General features: G+C 62.2%; 15 protein-coding genes. 5 read left to right on the forward strand and 10 right to left on the reverse strand.

All coding sequences use genetic code 11. The annotated features are described in order from the left end of the window. Positions 1-15: 15 nt before the first annotated feature. A complete protein-coding gene (locus tag HDEN_RS00250; RefSeq protein ID WP_013214095.1) occupies positions 16-1,179 on the reverse strand; it encodes a hypothetical protein in 1,164 nt (387 codons plus the stop codon). A gap of 311 nt (positions 1,180-1,490) precedes the next feature. On the opposite strand from HDEN_RS00250, the gene HDEN_RS00255 reads away from it, so the two are divergent. After that, positions 1,491-2,186, forward strand: a complete 696-nt coding sequence (locus tag HDEN_RS00255) for a CAP domain-containing protein (RefSeq protein ID WP_150103152.1) — start codon at positions 1,491-1,493, stop codon at positions 2,184-2,186. A gap of 97 nt (positions 2,187-2,283) precedes the next feature. Here the strand turns inward: HDEN_RS00255 and HDEN_RS00260 are convergent, their stop codons facing one another. Further along, positions 2,284-3,723, reverse strand: coding sequence for a lipopolysaccharide biosynthesis protein (locus HDEN_RS00260; protein WP_013214097.1), 1,440 nt, complete (start codon positions 3,721-3,723; stop codon positions 2,284-2,286). A 20-nt stretch (positions 3,724-3,743) separates the two neighbouring features. Continuing rightward, complete coding sequence (locus tag HDEN_RS00265; protein WP_013214098.1) at positions 3,744-3,977, reverse strand: hypothetical protein; 234 nt, start codon at positions 3,975-3,977, stop codon at positions 3,744-3,746. Between the two features lie 150 nt (positions 3,978-4,127). On the opposite strand from HDEN_RS00265, the gene HDEN_RS00270 reads away from it, so the two are divergent. Further along, the gene (locus HDEN_RS00270; RefSeq protein WP_013214099.1) at positions 4,128-4,439 is read left to right on the forward strand and encodes a hypothetical protein; all 312 of its coding nucleotides are present in this window, start codon (positions 4,128-4,130) and stop codon (positions 4,437-4,439) included. A gap of 15 nt (positions 4,440-4,454) precedes the next feature. Here the strand turns inward: HDEN_RS00270 and HDEN_RS00275 are convergent, their stop codons facing one another. After that, positions 4,455-5,537 carry a D-alanyl-D-alanine carboxypeptidase family protein gene (locus HDEN_RS00275; RefSeq protein WP_013214100.1) on the reverse strand — a complete coding sequence of 361 codons (1,083 nt, stop codon included), beginning with the start codon at positions 5,535-5,537 and terminating at the stop codon, positions 4,455-4,457. Between the two features lie 336 nt (positions 5,538-5,873). Here HDEN_RS00275 and HDEN_RS00280 point away from each other — a divergent pair, with 336 nt between their 5' ends. After that, entirely contained in the window at positions 5,874-7,865 is a 1,992-nt protein-coding gene (locus tag HDEN_RS00280) for an MFS transporter (RefSeq protein WP_013214101.1), read from the forward strand. A 96-nt stretch (positions 7,866-7,961) separates the two neighbouring features. Here the strand turns inward: HDEN_RS00280 and HDEN_RS00285 are convergent, their stop codons facing one another. Next, positions 7,962-8,831, reverse strand: coding sequence for an aldo/keto reductase (locus HDEN_RS00285; RefSeq protein ID WP_013214102.1), 870 nt, complete (start codon positions 8,829-8,831; stop codon positions 7,962-7,964). A 331-nt stretch (positions 8,832-9,162) separates the two neighbouring features. Here HDEN_RS00285 and HDEN_RS00290 point away from each other — a divergent pair, with 331 nt between their 5' ends. After that, entirely contained in the window at positions 9,163-10,827 is a 1,665-nt protein-coding gene (locus tag HDEN_RS00290; RefSeq protein WP_013214103.1) for a L,D-transpeptidase family protein, read from the forward strand. Between the two features lie 33 nt (positions 10,828-10,860). On the opposite strand, the gene HDEN_RS00295 is transcribed toward HDEN_RS00290, so the two are convergent. The 5 genes from HDEN_RS00295 to HDEN_RS00315 form a co-directional block, all read right to left on the reverse strand. Continuing rightward, complete coding sequence (locus HDEN_RS00295) at positions 10,861-11,619, reverse strand: SPFH domain-containing protein (RefSeq protein ID WP_013214104.1); 759 nt, start codon at positions 11,617-11,619, stop codon at positions 10,861-10,863. A 64-nt stretch (positions 11,620-11,683) separates the two neighbouring features. Further along, positions 11,684-12,355: a MarC family protein gene (locus HDEN_RS00300; protein WP_041921465.1), complete on the reverse strand. Its 672-nt coding sequence runs from the start codon at positions 12,353-12,355 to the stop codon at positions 11,684-11,686. Between the two features lie 80 nt (positions 12,356-12,435). Then, a complete protein-coding gene (locus HDEN_RS00305) occupies positions 12,436-12,882 on the reverse strand; it encodes an NUDIX domain-containing protein (RefSeq protein WP_013214106.1) in 447 nt (148 codons plus the stop codon). Between the two features lie 2 nt (positions 12,883-12,884). Next, on the reverse strand, positions 12,885-14,063 hold the full coding sequence (locus HDEN_RS00310; protein WP_013214107.1) for an FAD-dependent monooxygenase: 1,179 nt from the start codon (positions 14,061-14,063) through the stop codon (positions 12,885-12,887). 42 nt (positions 14,064-14,105) lie between these two features. Continuing rightward, the gene (locus HDEN_RS00315) at positions 14,106-14,348 is read right to left on the reverse strand and encodes a zinc-finger domain-containing protein (protein ID WP_013214108.1); all 243 of its coding nucleotides are present in this window, start codon (positions 14,346-14,348) and stop codon (positions 14,106-14,108) included. A gap of 106 nt (positions 14,349-14,454) precedes the next feature. On the opposite strand from HDEN_RS00315, the gene HDEN_RS00320 reads away from it, so the two are divergent. Further along, positions 14,455-15,267: an alpha/beta fold hydrolase gene (locus HDEN_RS00320; RefSeq protein WP_013214109.1), complete on the forward strand. Its 813-nt coding sequence runs from the start codon at positions 14,455-14,457 to the stop codon at positions 15,265-15,267. Positions 15,268-15,745 lie beyond the last annotated feature (478 nt).

Raw genomic sequence — 15,745 nt, forward strand, 5'->3', positions numbered from 1 at the left:
GAACCGAAATGCCTTTTAATCTTGGACGCGCACGAAATGCCAGACGGTGTTCTTGTAGAGGATCTTCGAATCCTCGAGCGATTTCAGGTCGCGGCCGTCCTTGAGATCGGCGGTCGCGAGTTCGACCTGACCCGAACGGTGGGCCTCAGCGAGCATGCCTTTGAACGCAATCTCGGATAACCCCCAGTCGGGCCGCGTGTTGCGAATCGCCTTCCAGACCAAAGAGATAAACGCCTTCCGGTTGCCTGGCCAGCCCTCTGAGACAGGACGTGCCGCATCGATCACAGCGCGGCAAAATTCCGGCATGTCCGGCGGCGACGGAGAACGCGGGGCTAGCGGTGCAATCTCGGAGATCGGGGCGCGATCGTTGGCCGGTTTCGGTGTCGGCGGGCGAATGGGACGCGGTGACGCTTCCGCCCGTTGCGGGCGGGCAGACTGTGCGGACGGCGCATCCGCGTCGTCCCTCGGCGACATCAGACCGCGAAGGACTGCCAGTTCGAGGCCTTCGAGCGACTGCTCGCGGCTACCGGCGATTTCGCACGCGAGGTGGACGATCAGCTTGCCATCGGTCGCGATCTCGCGCGGCTGCTTAAATAGCTGACCCGCGAGAACCCGGCCCGGCTTTGCAGGCAGGCCCGCGCCTTTCTTGAAGCCGGTCTTGATCTTGTTTCCGAAGGCGCGTTCCAGCGCGATGATCGCCAGGTCGCCACGCAGGTCGGCAGGCGATTGCGCGCGGGCCGTCGATTTTCCGAAGTGATGCTGCAACACAAGTGCGGCCAGACCTTCGACCCGCTGCACGGCCTTGCGGATCGCCGGGGTGTCGCTGGTTCGAAGCGTGCGCACGAGGAGGGCGAACTTGACGTCGGCCCATGTCGCGCAGGAAGCCTTGGGCGAGGCAAGAATGGCTTCTGCAACCTGAAGGCCCTTGCTGGTGCAGGTCAGGCGGCTTTTGCTTTCGGAGACGAGCTGGCTGCCGATGAGATTGCTGATGCCAAGCTCGGCCGAGCGCCGGAATTCGGCGCCCGTAATCCTCGGAGCGAGAAGCGGCGCCACGTCGCGCTGAAGGTCGGCGCGGGTCGCGGTTCCTGCGGAAATGCGCAGCAGCACCAGGTCCTTCGCGGTCAGCGCAGGTTCGTGAGCTTCGAATTTTCGCTCAGGTTGTCCGATGGCTGCACTCATCGAAAGTCTCCCGGCACGAATCAAGTTGCCGCGACGACTGTTGATGATCGGCCGGGCACTTCCAAGAGGGTTGGACGCCACGACCCACAGCCCTGGCCATCGGCGAAGGCGAAGTGCTCGCGACGACTTTGCCGTCAGGCTTTCGCCGCCCGGCCGTCAAAATCGCGACACCTTGTTGGCGCGAAATCAGGTGGGGCGGGAATGGGCACGTGAGGGACCCTCATGCGAGGATCTGAAAAATCGTTTCGTCGCGATATGAGGCGCGATTCGCGTCCTGTTAGTGTTAACATCGCGTTAACGGATTTCCGGCAATGATGGAGTTTCGCGCACGTCACGTGCCGGGAGTAGCTGTTATGTATCGCGTCGCGCTCGCTACCGGGCTGGCAACGGCATTGGCCGGCTGCAGCCTCGGTTCAACGTCCCTTTCGACAGGTTTCACCGAGCCTGCAACGACGGCCTCGCTGTCGTCGCCGTCGGTCAAGAGCGTCGGTCTCGGCGGAGAGCCGTCGACGCCGCGCGGCAACGTCAAGGTCGCGTCGCTCGACAAGGCTCCGAGCGGCAGCTTCGAGAAAGCCGCGCCGGGCATTCTGGGCGATCGCGATTACTCGCGCACGTCGCTCAATGCGGAGATGGCGCGCGACGTCATCAACGCCTATCGCAAGAAGAACGGGCTGAAGCCGTTGAAGCTCAACCCCGAGCTGACGGAAGCGGCGAAATCGCATTCGCGCGATCTCGCGAAGTTCGACCGCATTTCGCACTATGGGTCCGACGGCTCGAACCCGTGGGATCGCGTCAAGCGGGCGGGTTATCGCGCGCGTCTGACGGCGGAGAACGTGGGTACGGGTCAGGTCGACTTCAATGAAGTCATGCGCGGCTGGGAAGAGAGCCCCGGCCATAACAAGAATCTGCTGACGCGCGATGCGACGCACATGGGCATCGCGCTGGTGCAGGACCCGAAGACCGAATTCAAATCCTTCTGGACGCTGGTTCTCGCATCGCCGATGTGAGGAGTCTTTAATTGCGCTTGCGACTCCGCTACGCGGAGCCGGCCGCAAGCGCGGGCCTTGTGGCGGCGACTCGCGTTCCGCGAGCCGGCCGCCGACACTAGAACTTCGGCAGATTTTTCCAGATCGCGATTTTGATGTCGAGGCGGTGCCAGACGACGATCGCATTCAATAATGCAGCGCCGGTCAGCGACATCGCGGTGGCGCTGGCTGCTCCGACAAGTCCGAAGCGCGGCACCAGGATGAAGTTCAACGCGATGTTCGCAAGTGCAGCGCCGAACAAGACCGTCGCGCAGATTTTCTGTTCGCCGAGCATGTTCAGAAGATATTCGGCCGGTCCCATCGCGGAACGCATGAGGAAGCCGATGACGAGAATGAACATTACCGGATAGCCGCTTTCGAACTGCGGGCCGAAGAGAGAGAGGAGCGGCTTGCCAAGCGCCAGAATGACGATGGCGCTCGCAAGCGACGGCCAGAACGTCCAGTTCACCGCATCCTTCACGAAGCTCCGGAGTCCGTCGTGGTCGCCACGTGCGTGCAGGGCGGCAAACTTATGCGCAACGGCGCTGCCGACGGCGTAATGGACAAACATGATCAATGCCATCGTCTTGCCGGCGGCGAAGTAAATGCCGACATCAGCGGGCGACATGAAGTGCGTCACGACCAGAATGTCGGTGTTCTGAAGCAGTAGCTCGGCGCTCATCATCGCGAGCAGCGGCAGAGAAATCTTGAACCATGCCGCGAAGTCGGCGGTTCGCGGTCCGGGTGGCACCGTCTCGTGCATGCTCCGGTTGATCAGGACGGCCTGGACGATTCCCGAGAGCCATGTCGCGACGATCGCGGCGGCGGCGGCGGTCGCGGCATTCATCGGCAGATCGGCCGCGTAGGCGGCGAACATCGCCGCGAGGAGCAACAGCGGACGCAAGATATACGGTGGGACGAGCGCGATGCTCATCCAGGCGTTGCCGCGTCCGATGCCGTCCTGCACATCCGTTAGCGCGTAGAGCGGAATGCAAACGAGCGCGAGATAGACAGGCAATACGAAATGGCTCTGGATGTGGTCCTGAAACAGCCAGACGCCGAGCAGTCCGGCCATCATGACCGCCGTGCCGCTCGCGAGCGCGAACAGACGGCTGCCGTGCACCAGACCGCGCAGGCGTTCGAAATCGCCTGTCTCGCGATAGACCGGGGCGAGGCGGATTGAAGCGAGATTCAAGCCAAGGTGCGGGATAGCGCCGAGGATCAGCACCCACGTCCAAACCGAAACATAGATGCCGTACTCGTAGCCGCCCATCCAACGGGCGAGAACGATCTGCGTCAGGTAGAGAAGGCCTGCGCTCAGAACGCGGACGGCGAACGCGACGAGGGCGTCGCGCTGTGTCCTTTCACGCTCACCGCGCGCGGCCAGCACATTGACGGCCTGCGTCAGGACGCTCGAGACGCGTGCGCGGCCGGCGGCGAATGCGCCGGCTTGCTCCGTTTCGGTACGCGTCACAGTGGCGGCATCGACGTCGACGGGCTGTACGGTCGCGGTCGTCACAATAAATTCCTGTCTGCTATTCAGCTTTCAAGTCGTGTTCGTTCGCGCTGGCGGACGAGTTCCGCGACGCCGCTCCAGGCCCATGCCCGGCCAGCGTCTCCTTTCTCGCCGTGATAGATTGCGAAAAATTCAGCGATCGCCGCGGCGAAAGCGCCGTGTCGACCCTCTAAAACTTCCGCCATCGCGCCGACATCCCGAGGCGTCGGGGTAAAGTCCGGCTCTTTGATCCGGGTAATTGGCGACGTCGACGACATTGTATGGTCCTACTCCAGGCTTACTTACCGGTTGACGGACCACTGAAAGCAAATTTGAAGCCACATCACCTGGGCTTCCCGCGGCGCCTTATTCGACTTAGGTTAATTGCGTCTTGTCATAGGCTCGCTCGCGCATCCGAAAGGCCGTTTATGAGGTTTGTTCTAGGCGTGTTGGCAGGGGGAGCGGTTCTCGGACTAGCCGTGGCGCCCGCGTCGGCGTCGGACGCGATGGACGGTCGTGCCGGAATAGTACGCGTTCAGGCCGACTCTGGGACGGGCGGTCAAGGAGATGACCCGCAGGCCGAAGCGGGACGCGGGGGACTTCAGCCGCCGCCGAGCGCGCGTCGCAATGATGAAGATCCCGGCGACGGAAGCAATGACGAGGACGCCGATCCTTTTCCCGGCGATCGCGATCCGCCCGGCTGCACATATAGGCAGGGGCCACTCGATCTTATCGTCTGAGAGCTGAGGCGGCGATCAGGGTGACGCGGCTTGAGCGGCTTTCGATTGAGCGCCTTTCGTCGGCGCGGGCGCACCGTCAGCGCTGCCGCTTGCCGCGTCCTGCGGCTGGTCGGCTGCATTGCTCTTTTTCTTGATCGCTTTGTTTTTCGCCGTCAGCTTGCCCTTCGCACGGTGCTTCGCGCCGCGGTGGCGATGGCCGCCGCCGCAACTGGTGGCTGCGACGGTGTCGCGAACCGACAAGACGCCCTTGGAGTTCGGATCGACCGGAAGCGTGTCGATTGTCGGCATATTAAACATGGCTTTCCAATCGTAGTACTGAAAGCCGTATTCCAGTAACGCCGCCGAACGGACAGCGCGCTCATTGCCGGACGACTCGCCGAGCACGATGGCCACGAGGCGCCGGCCGTCGCGCGTTGCGGACGCGGCGACGTTGTAGCCGGAATCGCAGGTGAAGCCCGTCTTCATGCCATCAGCGCCGGGAAAGGTTTTGAGCAAGGCGTTGTGACTGCCGAGGCGTCGCTTGCCAATGCGCATCGCCGGCATCGACCAATAGCTGGCGTATTCCGGGAAGTCGGTGACGATGGCACGGGCGATGCGTGCAAGGTCGCGTGCGCTTGTCAGCTGGCCGGGAGACGGAAGCCCGTTGGTGTTGTCGAAATGTGTGCGCGTCATACCAAGGCGCTGGGCAGTCGCGTTCATCTGCTCGATGAAGTTCGTTTCGCTGCCTGAAATCGCTTCGGCGAGCATGACCGTCACGTCGTTCGCCGACTTCACGATCACGGCTTGGAGCGCCTGCTCGACGGTGAGCGTGTCGCCGACATTGAGACCGGCTTTGCTCGGCGGCTGCAGCGTTGCAACGAGCGAGCAGGGGATTTTGTCGGTGAGACGGAGCTTGCCGTCCTTGATCGCCTGGAACGCAAGGTAAGCCGTCGTCAACTTGGTCAGAGATGCGGGGTACCAGACGTCGTCGATGTCTTCCGAGTAGAGCACCTTGCCGGTCGACAATTCGAAGAGCAGCGCTGGGCCGGCCGACGCGGTGATCGGTCCGCCAATACAGAATAGCGCCATCGCTGCGATCTGAGCCGCCCGTGCTCGCATCATCGACTCCGGAATTTCAATTTTGTTCGGCTATCATATTCGCGCTTTCAGCGCCAATCGAACCTCGCCTGCGGTCTAGCTTAGAGCGAGTTGTGTTGCTTATGCGGCGCGCGAGCCGCGAAATATCCACACACCTGCGGTCTTGCTGCGCCAATGCAAGTCGTCTACGCAGCCCTGCTCGATTTTCGCCTAACCGCATGATTGCAGGCTGGTTCCAATACCCGAACTTTGCTCAATTCCGGGTGTTGGACGCGGTCAGAGCTGACGCGGCCGATCGCGTCGCATTCGAGATGTTGCCGGCGGAAGCCGCATATCGCTGTGAGGACATTCGACGGCATGCAAAATCCGACCGTGGAAAATTCCGATGACGCCCAGAGCGAAACGCGGCGTCGTCTCGCAATCTTCGGCGCCCTGGCGCTCGTTCTGCTACTCGCGTCGCTCGATCAAACGATCGTCTCGACAGCGCTGCCGACCATTGTTCGCGAGATCGGCGGCCTGTCGCATCTTTCGTGGATCGTCACGGCGTACCTGCTCGCCACGACCGTGGTTGTGCCGCTCTACGGAAAGCTCGGCGATCTTTTCGGGCGCCGGCTCATCTTGCAGGCGGCCGTCATCATTTTTCTGGTGGGGTCCGCGCTTTGCGGTCTCGCGCAAAATCTGCCCGAGCTGATCGCATTCCGCATTGTGCAAGGACTTGGAGGCGGCGGGTTGATCGTAACCGCGATCGCCGTGGTCGGCGACGTCGTGCCGCCCCGCGAACGTGGCCGATATCAGGGATTCTTCGGCGGGATCTTCGGGCTTTCGACCGTTCTCGGGCCGCTGATTGGCGGCTTCATCGTCGACAACATGTCGTGGCGTTGGATCTTCCTCATCAACGTTCCGTTCGGGCTCGCTGCGCTGCTCGTGATCAACCGAACGTTCCGGCCGCACGCCCGCAAGGAGCGAGTGGAGATCGACTATGTCGGTGCGGGGCTGCTTGCGATCACGCTGACATGCGTCGTGATCGTCACGAGTCTCGGGGCGACGCTGGCGCGGGAAGCGCCGGTCAGCCTGTTCGCGTTTTCAGCACTCGGCGTGCTCGCATTCGCCTGGTTCCTGTATGCGGAAACGGTCGTGCCCGACCCGCTGCTGCCGCTGTCGCTTTTCAAGGAACGCGCGTTCGTCATCGCGTCGTCGGTCGGTTTCATCGTTGGCATGGCGCTGTTCGGATCGATCACGCTGATGCCGGTTTATCTGCAGATCGTGCAAGGTCTCGATCCGACGAGCGCCGGTTTGCATATGACGCCGATGATGCTTGGGGTTTTCGTCAGCTCGGTTACGAGCGGCCAGATCATAAGCCGGATCGGGCGTTACAAGATGTTTCCGGTGTTGGGTACCGGGTTGATGACGCTCGGACTTGTGTTTCTTTCGAGAATGACGCTCGCGACCTCGGCTGAGACGGCGTCAGTCTACATGCTGTGTCTGGGGCTCGGGCTCGGTATGGTGATGCAGATCCTGGTGATGTCGGTGCAGAATGCGGTCGCTTATGAGCAACTCGGCGTCGCGACCTCGGGGACGACGCTGTTCCGGTCCATCGGCGGCGCGGTCGGCGCGGCGCTGTTCGGCGGCATCTTTTCCTTTACGCTGCATCATAAACTGAGCACTTCTGCGCCGCAGCTCGCCGAGATCACGAACGATCCGTCCGTCATCGCGGGCCTGTCGGACACCCTGCGCGCGACCTATCACACACTGTTCGTGGAATCGCTTCGGCCTGTGTTCATGACCGCGTCGGCCCTGGCGTTCGTCAGCTTTCTGCTGACGCTCGCCATCAAAGAGGTGCCGCTCAGGACCAGCCTTACTCCGGAACCTGCGAACGATCCGCTGCAGATGCCGCGAGATGCGACGTCGCTCGCGGAATTGCATCGCATCGTCGAGCGCAACACGTCGCGCGAAAATCGCTGGCGGGTGTATCAGGAGTCCGCGAAGAGCATCGGCTTGGCTGTCGAGCCGGACGAATATTGGCTGTTGGCCCGTATCGCGGAACGCGGCGGCCGCGAAGTTCGCGCGGAACTCGAAAAGAGGCTTGCGATCGATGACGCGTATATCGCGCGATTGATGTCGGGACTGCTGGCCGCGGGATTTGCCACAGAAGCGGGAGACTCGGTCGAGCTAACGCATGAGGGGCGCGCCGCCTACGATCGTCTGCTGCGCCGGCGCGAGGATGATCTGAGGCATATGCTTTCGGAGTGGGACCGGAACGAGCACCCCGAGGTTCGTGCTCTGCTTCGGGAGATGGCGAGCTCGTTCGCGCGCACACCTCCCGTGAAGCCGAGCGTCAAGCAAGCCTAGAGCCTTTCCGTTTTTCGTTGAATCGCGGATCGGCTCCAGGTTTTTGTCTGGTCGTGCTTCCTATCGGAAAACCGGTTCCCACTTTTACGGAGCACTCTAGGCCTTACCGATCTCGTTCAACGCTTCGACGTCGGCATCCGACAGGTCGATCGCGACGGAGGCGACGTTTTCCTCGAGATGGCGAACCTTCGACGTGCCCGGAATCGGTAGCATGTTGGGACTGCGGCGGAGGAGCCAGGCGAGTGCGATCTGGCTCGGCGCGGCCTTATGCTTCTTGGCGATGCTGTCGAGGCGCGAACCGGGTTTGGCAAGATCGCCCGCCGCCAGCGGGAACCACGGAATGAATCCGATGCCGTTCTGCTCGCAGAAGTCGAGGACGTCTTCGCTGCTCCGGTTTGCGAGATTGTAGAGGTTCTGGACGGTGGCAACCTGGAAGTATTTCTGTGCCGCCTGAATGTCCTTGACGCTGACCTCGCTCAGTCCGACGTGGCGAATGAGGCCTTCCGCCTGCATGGCTTTGATGGCCTCGAATTGCTCGTTCTGCGGCGTTTTCGGATCGATACGATGGAGCTGCCAGAGGTCGATGCGTTCGACGCTGAGCCTCCGGATGCTGAGAATGACCTGCTGACGCAGGTATTCGGGTTTGCCGAGCGGCACCCATGTTCCGGGAGCCGGGCGGAGCAGACCACCTTTGGTTGCGATGACGAGACCTTTATAGGGATGGAGGGCTTCGCGAATAAGGCGTTCGCTCACCTCAGGTCCGTAGGAGTCCGCCGTGTCGATCAGGTTGATGCCAAGCTCGGGAAGGCGGCGCAGCGTTCGCAGGCTTTCCTCGCGGTCTTCGGGCTCGCCCCAGACCCCGGCGCCGGTGATGCGCATCGCTCCAAAGCCCAGCCGCACGACCGGCAAATCTCCGCCGATTGAGAAGTGTCCGGCCCGTTCGATCGTGTCCGCGGTCAATGCCATCGGGATACCTTTCTGATCGGTATGAGTATTTGAGGGATTTTCGTCCGGCTTGATATAGGAGCGACAGGCTCGCTTTTGCAGAGCAGCAGGGAAGCTTGTCGATTTGCGATTGTGGGCGGCCCGGACATCAAAACGGGCGCAATTTAACGGTCGCTTCACGCGCTGGCCATAATCTCATTTGCATCAATGTCGAGTTTCCGGCACGTTTCGGTGATCTTCTGCCTCCGCGGCGGGACAGCACGCCGGAACGTAAACTTGGTGTGAACGTTTAAGTTTGACGGGGGACGGGACGCGCGAGCGGCCTTCCTGCCTGTCTTCGGTAGGGCAACACATGTCGAGCGTGTCGGCGCTGGTGCGCGTCAGAAATTCCGCGATTTCAACTTTCGTTCTGGCTGCCGCTTTGGGCATTGCCGACGGTGCGGATGCACGCAATCGCGTTCGCGACGCGGAAGAACCGCAGCAGGTTACGCAGCAGCAGCTCTCCGGACGCCCGGTCGTGGCGGTGGTCTCGATCAAGAACCAGCGCATTTCGGTCTATGACGCAAACGGTGATGCGATGCGCGCGCCGATATCGTCGGGTCAGACCAGCTATGAAACGCCGGTTGGCGTGTTCAGCATCCTGCAGAAAAACGAAGAGCATTATTCGAACATCTACGATGACGCCTCGATGCCGTTCATGCAGCGGCTGACGTGGTCGGGCATTGCGCTTCATGCCGGTGCATTGCCGGGATATCCGGCGTCGCACGGCTGCGTGCGCATGCCGTATGAATTTGCGCAAAGCCTGTTTCCCCTGACGCGATTGGGTTTGCGCGTGGTCGTCTCATATGACGACGCGGCTCCTGCCGACATTTCGCATCCACTGCTTCCCAAGCCTGTTCCGGCGGACGAGAAAGCGGTGGCGGTACCCGCGACGTATGAAAGAGACGCGAACGATCAGGAAGACCTGAACGTCTTCGAGCCCGACGTTTCGAAGTGGCCCGCCCGCGCCGCGCAAATGCAGGCGCTCAAGGTTGTCGCATCGGAAAAGAGCCTGCTGGCTCAGACGGCGACATCGCTGGCGGAGGAACCGAAGACTGTCATGGACGAGAAAAAGGCCGTCCATGCCAAGGCCTTGAAGCAGTTGAAGCGTGCGGAGGCCAGCAAGAAGGCTTCCGACGCAAAGGTTGCGCGGGCCGACAAGACGCTCCTTGCCGCGAAATCCGATAAAGCGAAGGCGCGCGCTCAGGATCAGAAAGCCAAGGTCGATGCCGCGGCGAAGGCCGTGAACGACAAGTTCGATGCCGCGAAGGCCGCGGTCGAGGCGGCGGAGAAGGATCTCGCGGCCGCAACGGCGGAGTGGACGAAGGTCGACGACGTCAAGAAGGCCGCGGTCGCGGTGATGCAGGCTGCGAAGTGGAAGATCTATCCGGTTTCGATCTTCATCAGCCGCAAGACGCAGCGGCTTTACGTTCGCCAGGCGAACGAGCCGGTTTTCGATGCGCCGATTACGATCGCCAATCCGGACGAGCCGATCGGCACGCATGTGATCACGGCCGTCGATTATACGGAACAGGCCAAGGATCTGCGCTGGCAGGTCGTTTCGATCGCGCGCCGCTCGGCCGAAGAAGCCGATACGGCTTCGTTCAAAAAGCGGCGCGTCGCCAATCTGAACTTCAGTGCGCCCGCGACCGATGCCGATCAGGCTTCGGCGGCGCTCGATCGCATTACCATTCCGCCGGAGGTGGCGTCGCGGATTTCGGGCTACGTTTGGCCGGGTTCGTCGGTCATCGTTTCCGACGAGCCGCTGAGCGTCGAGACGGGCAAAGCGACGGACTTCGTCGTCGTGATCAGCACCGAGCCGCAAGGCTCTCTCAAGAAGCGGCCGCGTAAGACGGCTCCGGCCTACGTGCGCGACGATCCCTACGATTACTACGACGACGGACGTTATGGCCGGTACGACCGTTATGATCGTTACGATCGCCGGTATCGCAAGCCGAACTTTTTCAACTGGTGGTGATCACCGGAACTGGCGGCCGCTGATGAGCGGCCGTCAGCCTTTTTCCGAATCCCTTTTCAGCGTCGCGATCGCTTCCTGGACGGTCGTCATGAACTGGGCCGGGAAGAAGATCGTCGAGTTCTTTTCGGTCGCAATCTCGGACATCGTTTGCAGGGTGCGGAGCTGTAAGGCGACCGGATGCGCGGCAATGATGTCGGCGGCCTCGCCGAGACGCATGGCGGCCTGGAACTCGCCTTCGGCTCCGACGATTTTGGCGCGCCGCTCGCGCTCAGCTTCGGCTTCTTTCGCCATTGCGCGCTGCATGTTGTCGGGAAGGACGATGTCCTTGATCTCGACGGCCGTCACCTGCGCGCCCCAGGGCTCGGTGTGCTCGTCGATCACGTTCTTGATCTGCTCGTTGACGTCGACGGTCTGAGCCAAGAGCTGGTCGAGTGAAAAGCGGCCGACGACCTTGCGCACGGTCGTCTGGCTGATCTGGTTGATCGCCTCGTAGACGTTCTCGATCGCAATGACGGATTTTTCGGGATCACTGACGTTGTAGTAGGCAACGGCTGCGATATCGATCGAGACGTTGTCCTTGGTGATGATCTTCTGCGACGGGATCTCCATCGTCACGGTGCGAAGAGAGACGCGCTGCATCGTCTGGATCGGATTGAAAATCAGCGTCAGGCCAGGCCCGCGAACGCCCGCGAACTTGCCGAGCATGAAGACGACGCCGCGCTCGTACTGCCGCAGGACGCGGATCGCGCTTGCGAGATAAATGAGGACGGCGACCGCAATAATTAATCCCATCGCATTTCCACTCCCTGCTGCCGGCTGCAAACTAGGTGATTTCGCTCAACCGGGGAAGCACGGCTTAGTGCGCGTGGGCGAGCGTCGTCGCAATGGCGCCTTGCACGCCTGACATCAGGATCTGGACGCCGATGCAGAGCAGAAGGAATGCCGACAGGCGCGTGAGGACGCGTGCGCGTGCGGGGCCGAGCAGGGCCACGAGGCGATCGGCGGACGCGTAGCAGATGGCAACGGCGAGCGCGACGAGGATCGCGGCGGCCGATGTGCCCGTATAGAATGGCAATAGGGCTTCCGTCGTCGAGGGGCGGCTGGCGCTCAACGCGATGGCGACGGAGATCGTGCCTGGGCCGGTGGTGAACGGCATGGTCAACGGAAAGAAAGCGATGTCGCTTTCGCCCGCTGCCGACGCCGCATGATCCTGTTTGCGGTCTTCGTTTTCCTTGGGATCGTAGAGCATGCCCCAGGCACTCGCCGCGACGACGAGGCCGCCCGCGACGCGCAGCGCTTCGATGCTGACGCCGAAGAAGCTCATCAAGGATGCGCCGATCAGCAGCGAAACCAGCATGACGATGGCGGAGTAAACGGCGACGCGATACGCGAGCGTTATGCGTTCGGCATGCGGTCGCCCGATGGTAACCTGACTGTAGATCAACGCGCCACCGATCGGATTGACAATCGAAAACAGCGCCGGCAAGGCGACCAGGAAACTGCCGATCATGCCGTTGAAGATGTCCATATGCCCTGTTCGATCTCGAGTGGTCTTACCGAGCGTGCGCCCGGCACGGATGCCGTCTTCGGTCAAGCGGTGCGGGAGACTTACCATGCGCTTGCGCGCTCCGAGCCGGAAAAGATTTCGTCCAAGCGGCGCCTGGTGGCCGCGCCGGTCGTCGCCGGGAGATTGTTAAGCGCGAAAAATCGTTGTTCGGCGATTTCGGCATTGGCTGCGGGGATTTCATCCTGGCGCCAATGCTCGACGATAAAGAGCACGACATGATCGCCGGGAAAGACGGCGAAGTTCGTATAGATGCCGAAAAGGCGAGCTGGCTGTGTTATCGTCACGCCGGTCTCTTCGTGCAATTCACGGCTCAACGCGCGGTCGATGGTTTCGCCGTGCTCGATGCCGCCGCCTGGGAAATGCCAGCCGGGGCGATAGCCGTGTCGGATCAATAAAACCTCGGAGGCTTCGTTCACGACGACGGCTTGTGCGCCGAGCGTCACGAGATCGGAACGCCGGGAGAAAAACGATGCGAGGCGGAGCGGCATGCTCAGAGCCTCCAGCCGTAGAGCCAATCGAAGCCCGCCATGACGCGCGCGGGCGGCGCGAGGCGCATCGTCGTGTTGCGCGCCAACGCGGCAGCGCCAGCCATGTGATAGATGCGGCCGTTTCTTTGTGATGCTTCCACGACGCGGCGGGCGCGCGGACGGCGGGCCTGCTCGTAATTCCGCAATGATGCTTCGACATCGCTTCGCCGGTCTGCGAGAGCCGCGGCCAGCGTTATCGCGTCTTCGAGCGCGAGCACCGCGCCTTGCGCCAGGAACGGCAACACGGGATGCGCGGCGTCTCCGAGCAGTGTTGCGCGGCCGTTCGACCAGCGTTCGAGCGGTGGCATCCGGTAGAGCGACCAGCATCGCCAATCGTTGGCTGCGGCGACGAGTGCTTGCAGCGGCGGCGCGTAATCGCGAACTTTCTCGCGCACCGTTGCGGCGGAAGCCGATGTATCCCATCCGCGCTCGCGCATCGTGTCGTCGGCGATCACGACGAGGGCGATGTCGCGTCCGGCATTCACCGGATAGTGGACGACGTGTGCTCCGGGCGCGAGCCAGATGTGCACGGCGTTCGGTGTAAATTCGGGCGCGAGATCGCCAGCCGGGATGACGCAGCGATACGCGACTTTGCCAGCGGGCTGCGGAGTGGCTCCCGGCGCGATTTTATTGCGCAGGTTCGACCAAAGCCCATCGGCGCAGACGAGGGCCGAGGCTTTCAGCGTTTCGCCGCGCGTGCCGGTTGCCGTGATGCCGTCAGGCTCGGTGACGAACGAAGCGATTTCGATGCCGGTGCGAAGGTCGATCAGCGGATTTGCTTCGGCGCGTGCGCGAAGCGCGACATGCAGATCGCGCCGGTGCGCCGTCCAATAAGGAGCGCCGTGCCGCTCCGCGATCCAGGAGCCGAGCGGCAGACGCGTCAGCTCGCGGCCAGTCTTGCCGTCGCGGACGCTCAGGACGTCGGGCGTTGCGGCGTGAGCTTGCAGAAACTCCGCGACGCCGAGGCGTTGCAGGATGCGCGTGCCGTTGGGGCCGATTTGAATTCCCGCGCCTTCTTCGGGAAACGCATCTCGGCGTTCATAGACTTCCGAAGCGATCCCGTGACAGGCGAGTGCGAGCGCGGTCGCCATGCCGCCGATGCCGCCGCCTGCGATTGCGACACGGAAATCATTCGCGCTCATCAGACGTGGTGCCGGATGTGCGGTGCGCGGTTCATAAGACGATCAGGCGGCGTCGGAGACGAGGCTGTTCTTCGGATCGCTCTCGTCGGCCTTGAGGCGCGGATCGTAGATGTAGAGCGTCGAGCAGTACGGGCAGAGGATTTGGTTGTCCTGTCCCATGTCGAGGTAGATGTGCGGATGGTCGAACGGCGCGCGCGCGCCCATGCAGTTGAATTCCTTGACGCCGACGAAAATGCGCTCGGCGCCGACGTCGTTTGCGAAATGAGGGATCAGTGCTCCGGCCATGCGACGCCCTTTAGCGAATTGGAGATTTGCGGCGGCACCATACCTTCTGGGCGCCGATGATGGTAGGGGAGATACCTCATCCTTAGAGAGAGTGGGCAGCGACGGCATGAAGCAGTTCGACAGCGCGGGCGTGGAGATCGCCTACCTCGATACGGGTAGCGGTAGCAGTGCTGGCGGAGGCACGGAAAAGCCGCCGGTGCTGTTGATCCACGGTTTTGCGTCGAACGTCGAGACGAACTGGGGCGGGACGGGCTGGGTCGATTTTCTCCGCAAGGCCGGATACCGGGTCGTTGCGTTCGACAACCGCGGTCACGGGCACAGTCAGAAGCTTCATGAATTGACCGATTACGGTGCACCGCTGATGGCCGAGGATGCCAAGCGGCTGCTCGACCACCTCGGCATCAAGCGTGCGCACGTCATTGGGTATTCGATGGGCGCGCGCATTGCCGCATTCCTGGCGCTGGCGCATCCCGAGCGCGTCGATCATGTCGTTTTCGGCGGGCTCGGCATCAACATGGTGCGCGGCATGGCAGGAACGGGGCCGATCGCGCGGGCGCTCGAGGCGGAGAGCATCGACGATGTGACGAATCCCACCGCACGCACGTTCCGCGCCTTCGCCGAGCAGACGAAAAGCGATCTGAAAGCGCTTGCAGCGTGCATTCGCTCGGCGCGGGCGCCGATCACGGCGGAGATGGCGGCATCCATTTCAGCGCCGGTTCTCGTGGCGGTTGGGGAAACTGACGTCATCGGCGGATCGGCGGCCGAACTCGCCAAGCTCATCCCCGGTGCGCGGGCGATCACAATGCCAGGGAAAGACCATAACCGCGCCGTCGGCGACCGGACGTTCAAGGCTGAGGTTCTGGCGTTTTTCGAAGGCGGCCAGTCTCTCGAAAGCGGCGCAGCGGCGGCCGAAAAATGATTGCCCCGACGGCCGTTGCCCGAGCCTGCGCCTGAGGGAAAGCGGTTAGGCCAGACATCGGGCGCGTCAGGGCACATGTCCGCGAGACGCGGGCTGTCTCGCGGTATTTCCAGCCGTGCGCTCCGTCACACGTCTTCGGATCGGTACGCGGTACAAATCCGATCGAAGACTATGAAATCAGCGCATTCCGAGCTGGTACGCAGGACATGTCCGGCCGGCAGCGCCTACGGGAGCAGATGCCCAATACCGGGGCTCGATGACGGCGGGATTTCAGGCATGTGTCGGGATCGATTTGGCTGTGGATAACTTGCTCAATTCGCAGTCTATGCCTTGACGGTCACAGCTTCGCTGCGAGCCGCTGATTTGGCCTGTCTGCCTCCGCTTTGACTCCGCGACGGCCAAAATCAGCCTGAAAAATAGGGGATTTTATGCGCTGGGCGGGCGCTTCTTTACTCTCGATTAACCTTACCTCCGTTTA

Origin of the sequence: Hyphomicrobium denitrificans ATCC 51888 (assembly GCF_000143145.1) — a bacterium.
GTDB classification, from domain to species: domain Bacteria; phylum Pseudomonadota; class Alphaproteobacteria; order Rhizobiales; family Hyphomicrobiaceae; genus Hyphomicrobium_B; species Hyphomicrobium_B denitrificans.

Bases quoted from the DNA above. Each gene is read 5' to 3' on its own strand.
- HDEN_RS00280 (WP_013214101.1), top strand. From the start codon at position 5,874: ATGCAAAATCCGACCGTGGAAAATTCCGATGACGCCCAGAGCGAAACG.
- HDEN_RS00285 (WP_013214102.1), bottom strand. From the start codon at position 8,831: ATGGCATTGACCGCGGACACGATCGAACGGGCCGGACACTTCTCAATC.
- HDEN_RS00295 (WP_013214104.1), bottom strand. From the start codon at position 11,619: ATGGGATTAATTATTGCGGTCGCCGTCCTCATTTATCTCGCAAGCGCG.
- HDEN_RS00300 (WP_041921465.1), bottom strand. From the start codon at position 12,355: ATGGACATCTTCAACGGCATGATCGGCAGTTTCCTGGTCGCCTTGCCG.
- HDEN_RS00310 (WP_013214107.1), bottom strand. From the start codon at position 14,063: ATGAGCGCGAATGATTTCCGTGTCGCAATCGCAGGCGGCGGCATCGGC.
- HDEN_RS00270 (WP_013214099.1), top strand. From the start codon at position 4,128: ATGAGGTTTGTTCTAGGCGTGTTGGCAGGGGGAGCGGTTCTCGGACTA.
- HDEN_RS00250 (WP_013214095.1), bottom strand. From the start codon at position 1,179: ATGAGTGCAGCCATCGGACAACCTGAGCGAAAATTCGAAGCTCACGAA.
- HDEN_RS00265 (WP_013214098.1), bottom strand. From the start codon at position 3,977: ATGTCGTCGACGTCGCCAATTACCCGGATCAAAGAGCCGGACTTTACC.
- HDEN_RS00320 (WP_013214109.1), top strand. From the start codon at position 14,455: ATGAAGCAGTTCGACAGCGCGGGCGTGGAGATCGCCTACCTCGATACG.
- HDEN_RS00315 (WP_013214108.1), bottom strand. From the start codon at position 14,348: ATGGCCGGAGCACTGATCCCTCATTTCGCAAACGACGTCGGCGCCGAG.
- HDEN_RS00290 (WP_013214103.1), top strand. From the start codon at position 9,163: ATGTCGAGCGTGTCGGCGCTGGTGCGCGTCAGAAATTCCGCGATTTCA.
- HDEN_RS00275 (WP_013214100.1), bottom strand. From the start codon at position 5,537: ATGCGAGCACGGGCGGCTCAGATCGCAGCGATGGCGCTATTCTGTATT.
- HDEN_RS00255 (WP_150103152.1), top strand. From the start codon at position 1,491: ATGATGGAGTTTCGCGCACGTCACGTGCCGGGAGTAGCTGTTATGTAT.
- HDEN_RS00305 (WP_013214106.1), bottom strand. From the start codon at position 12,882: ATGCCGCTCCGCCTCGCATCGTTTTTCTCCCGGCGTTCCGATCTCGTG.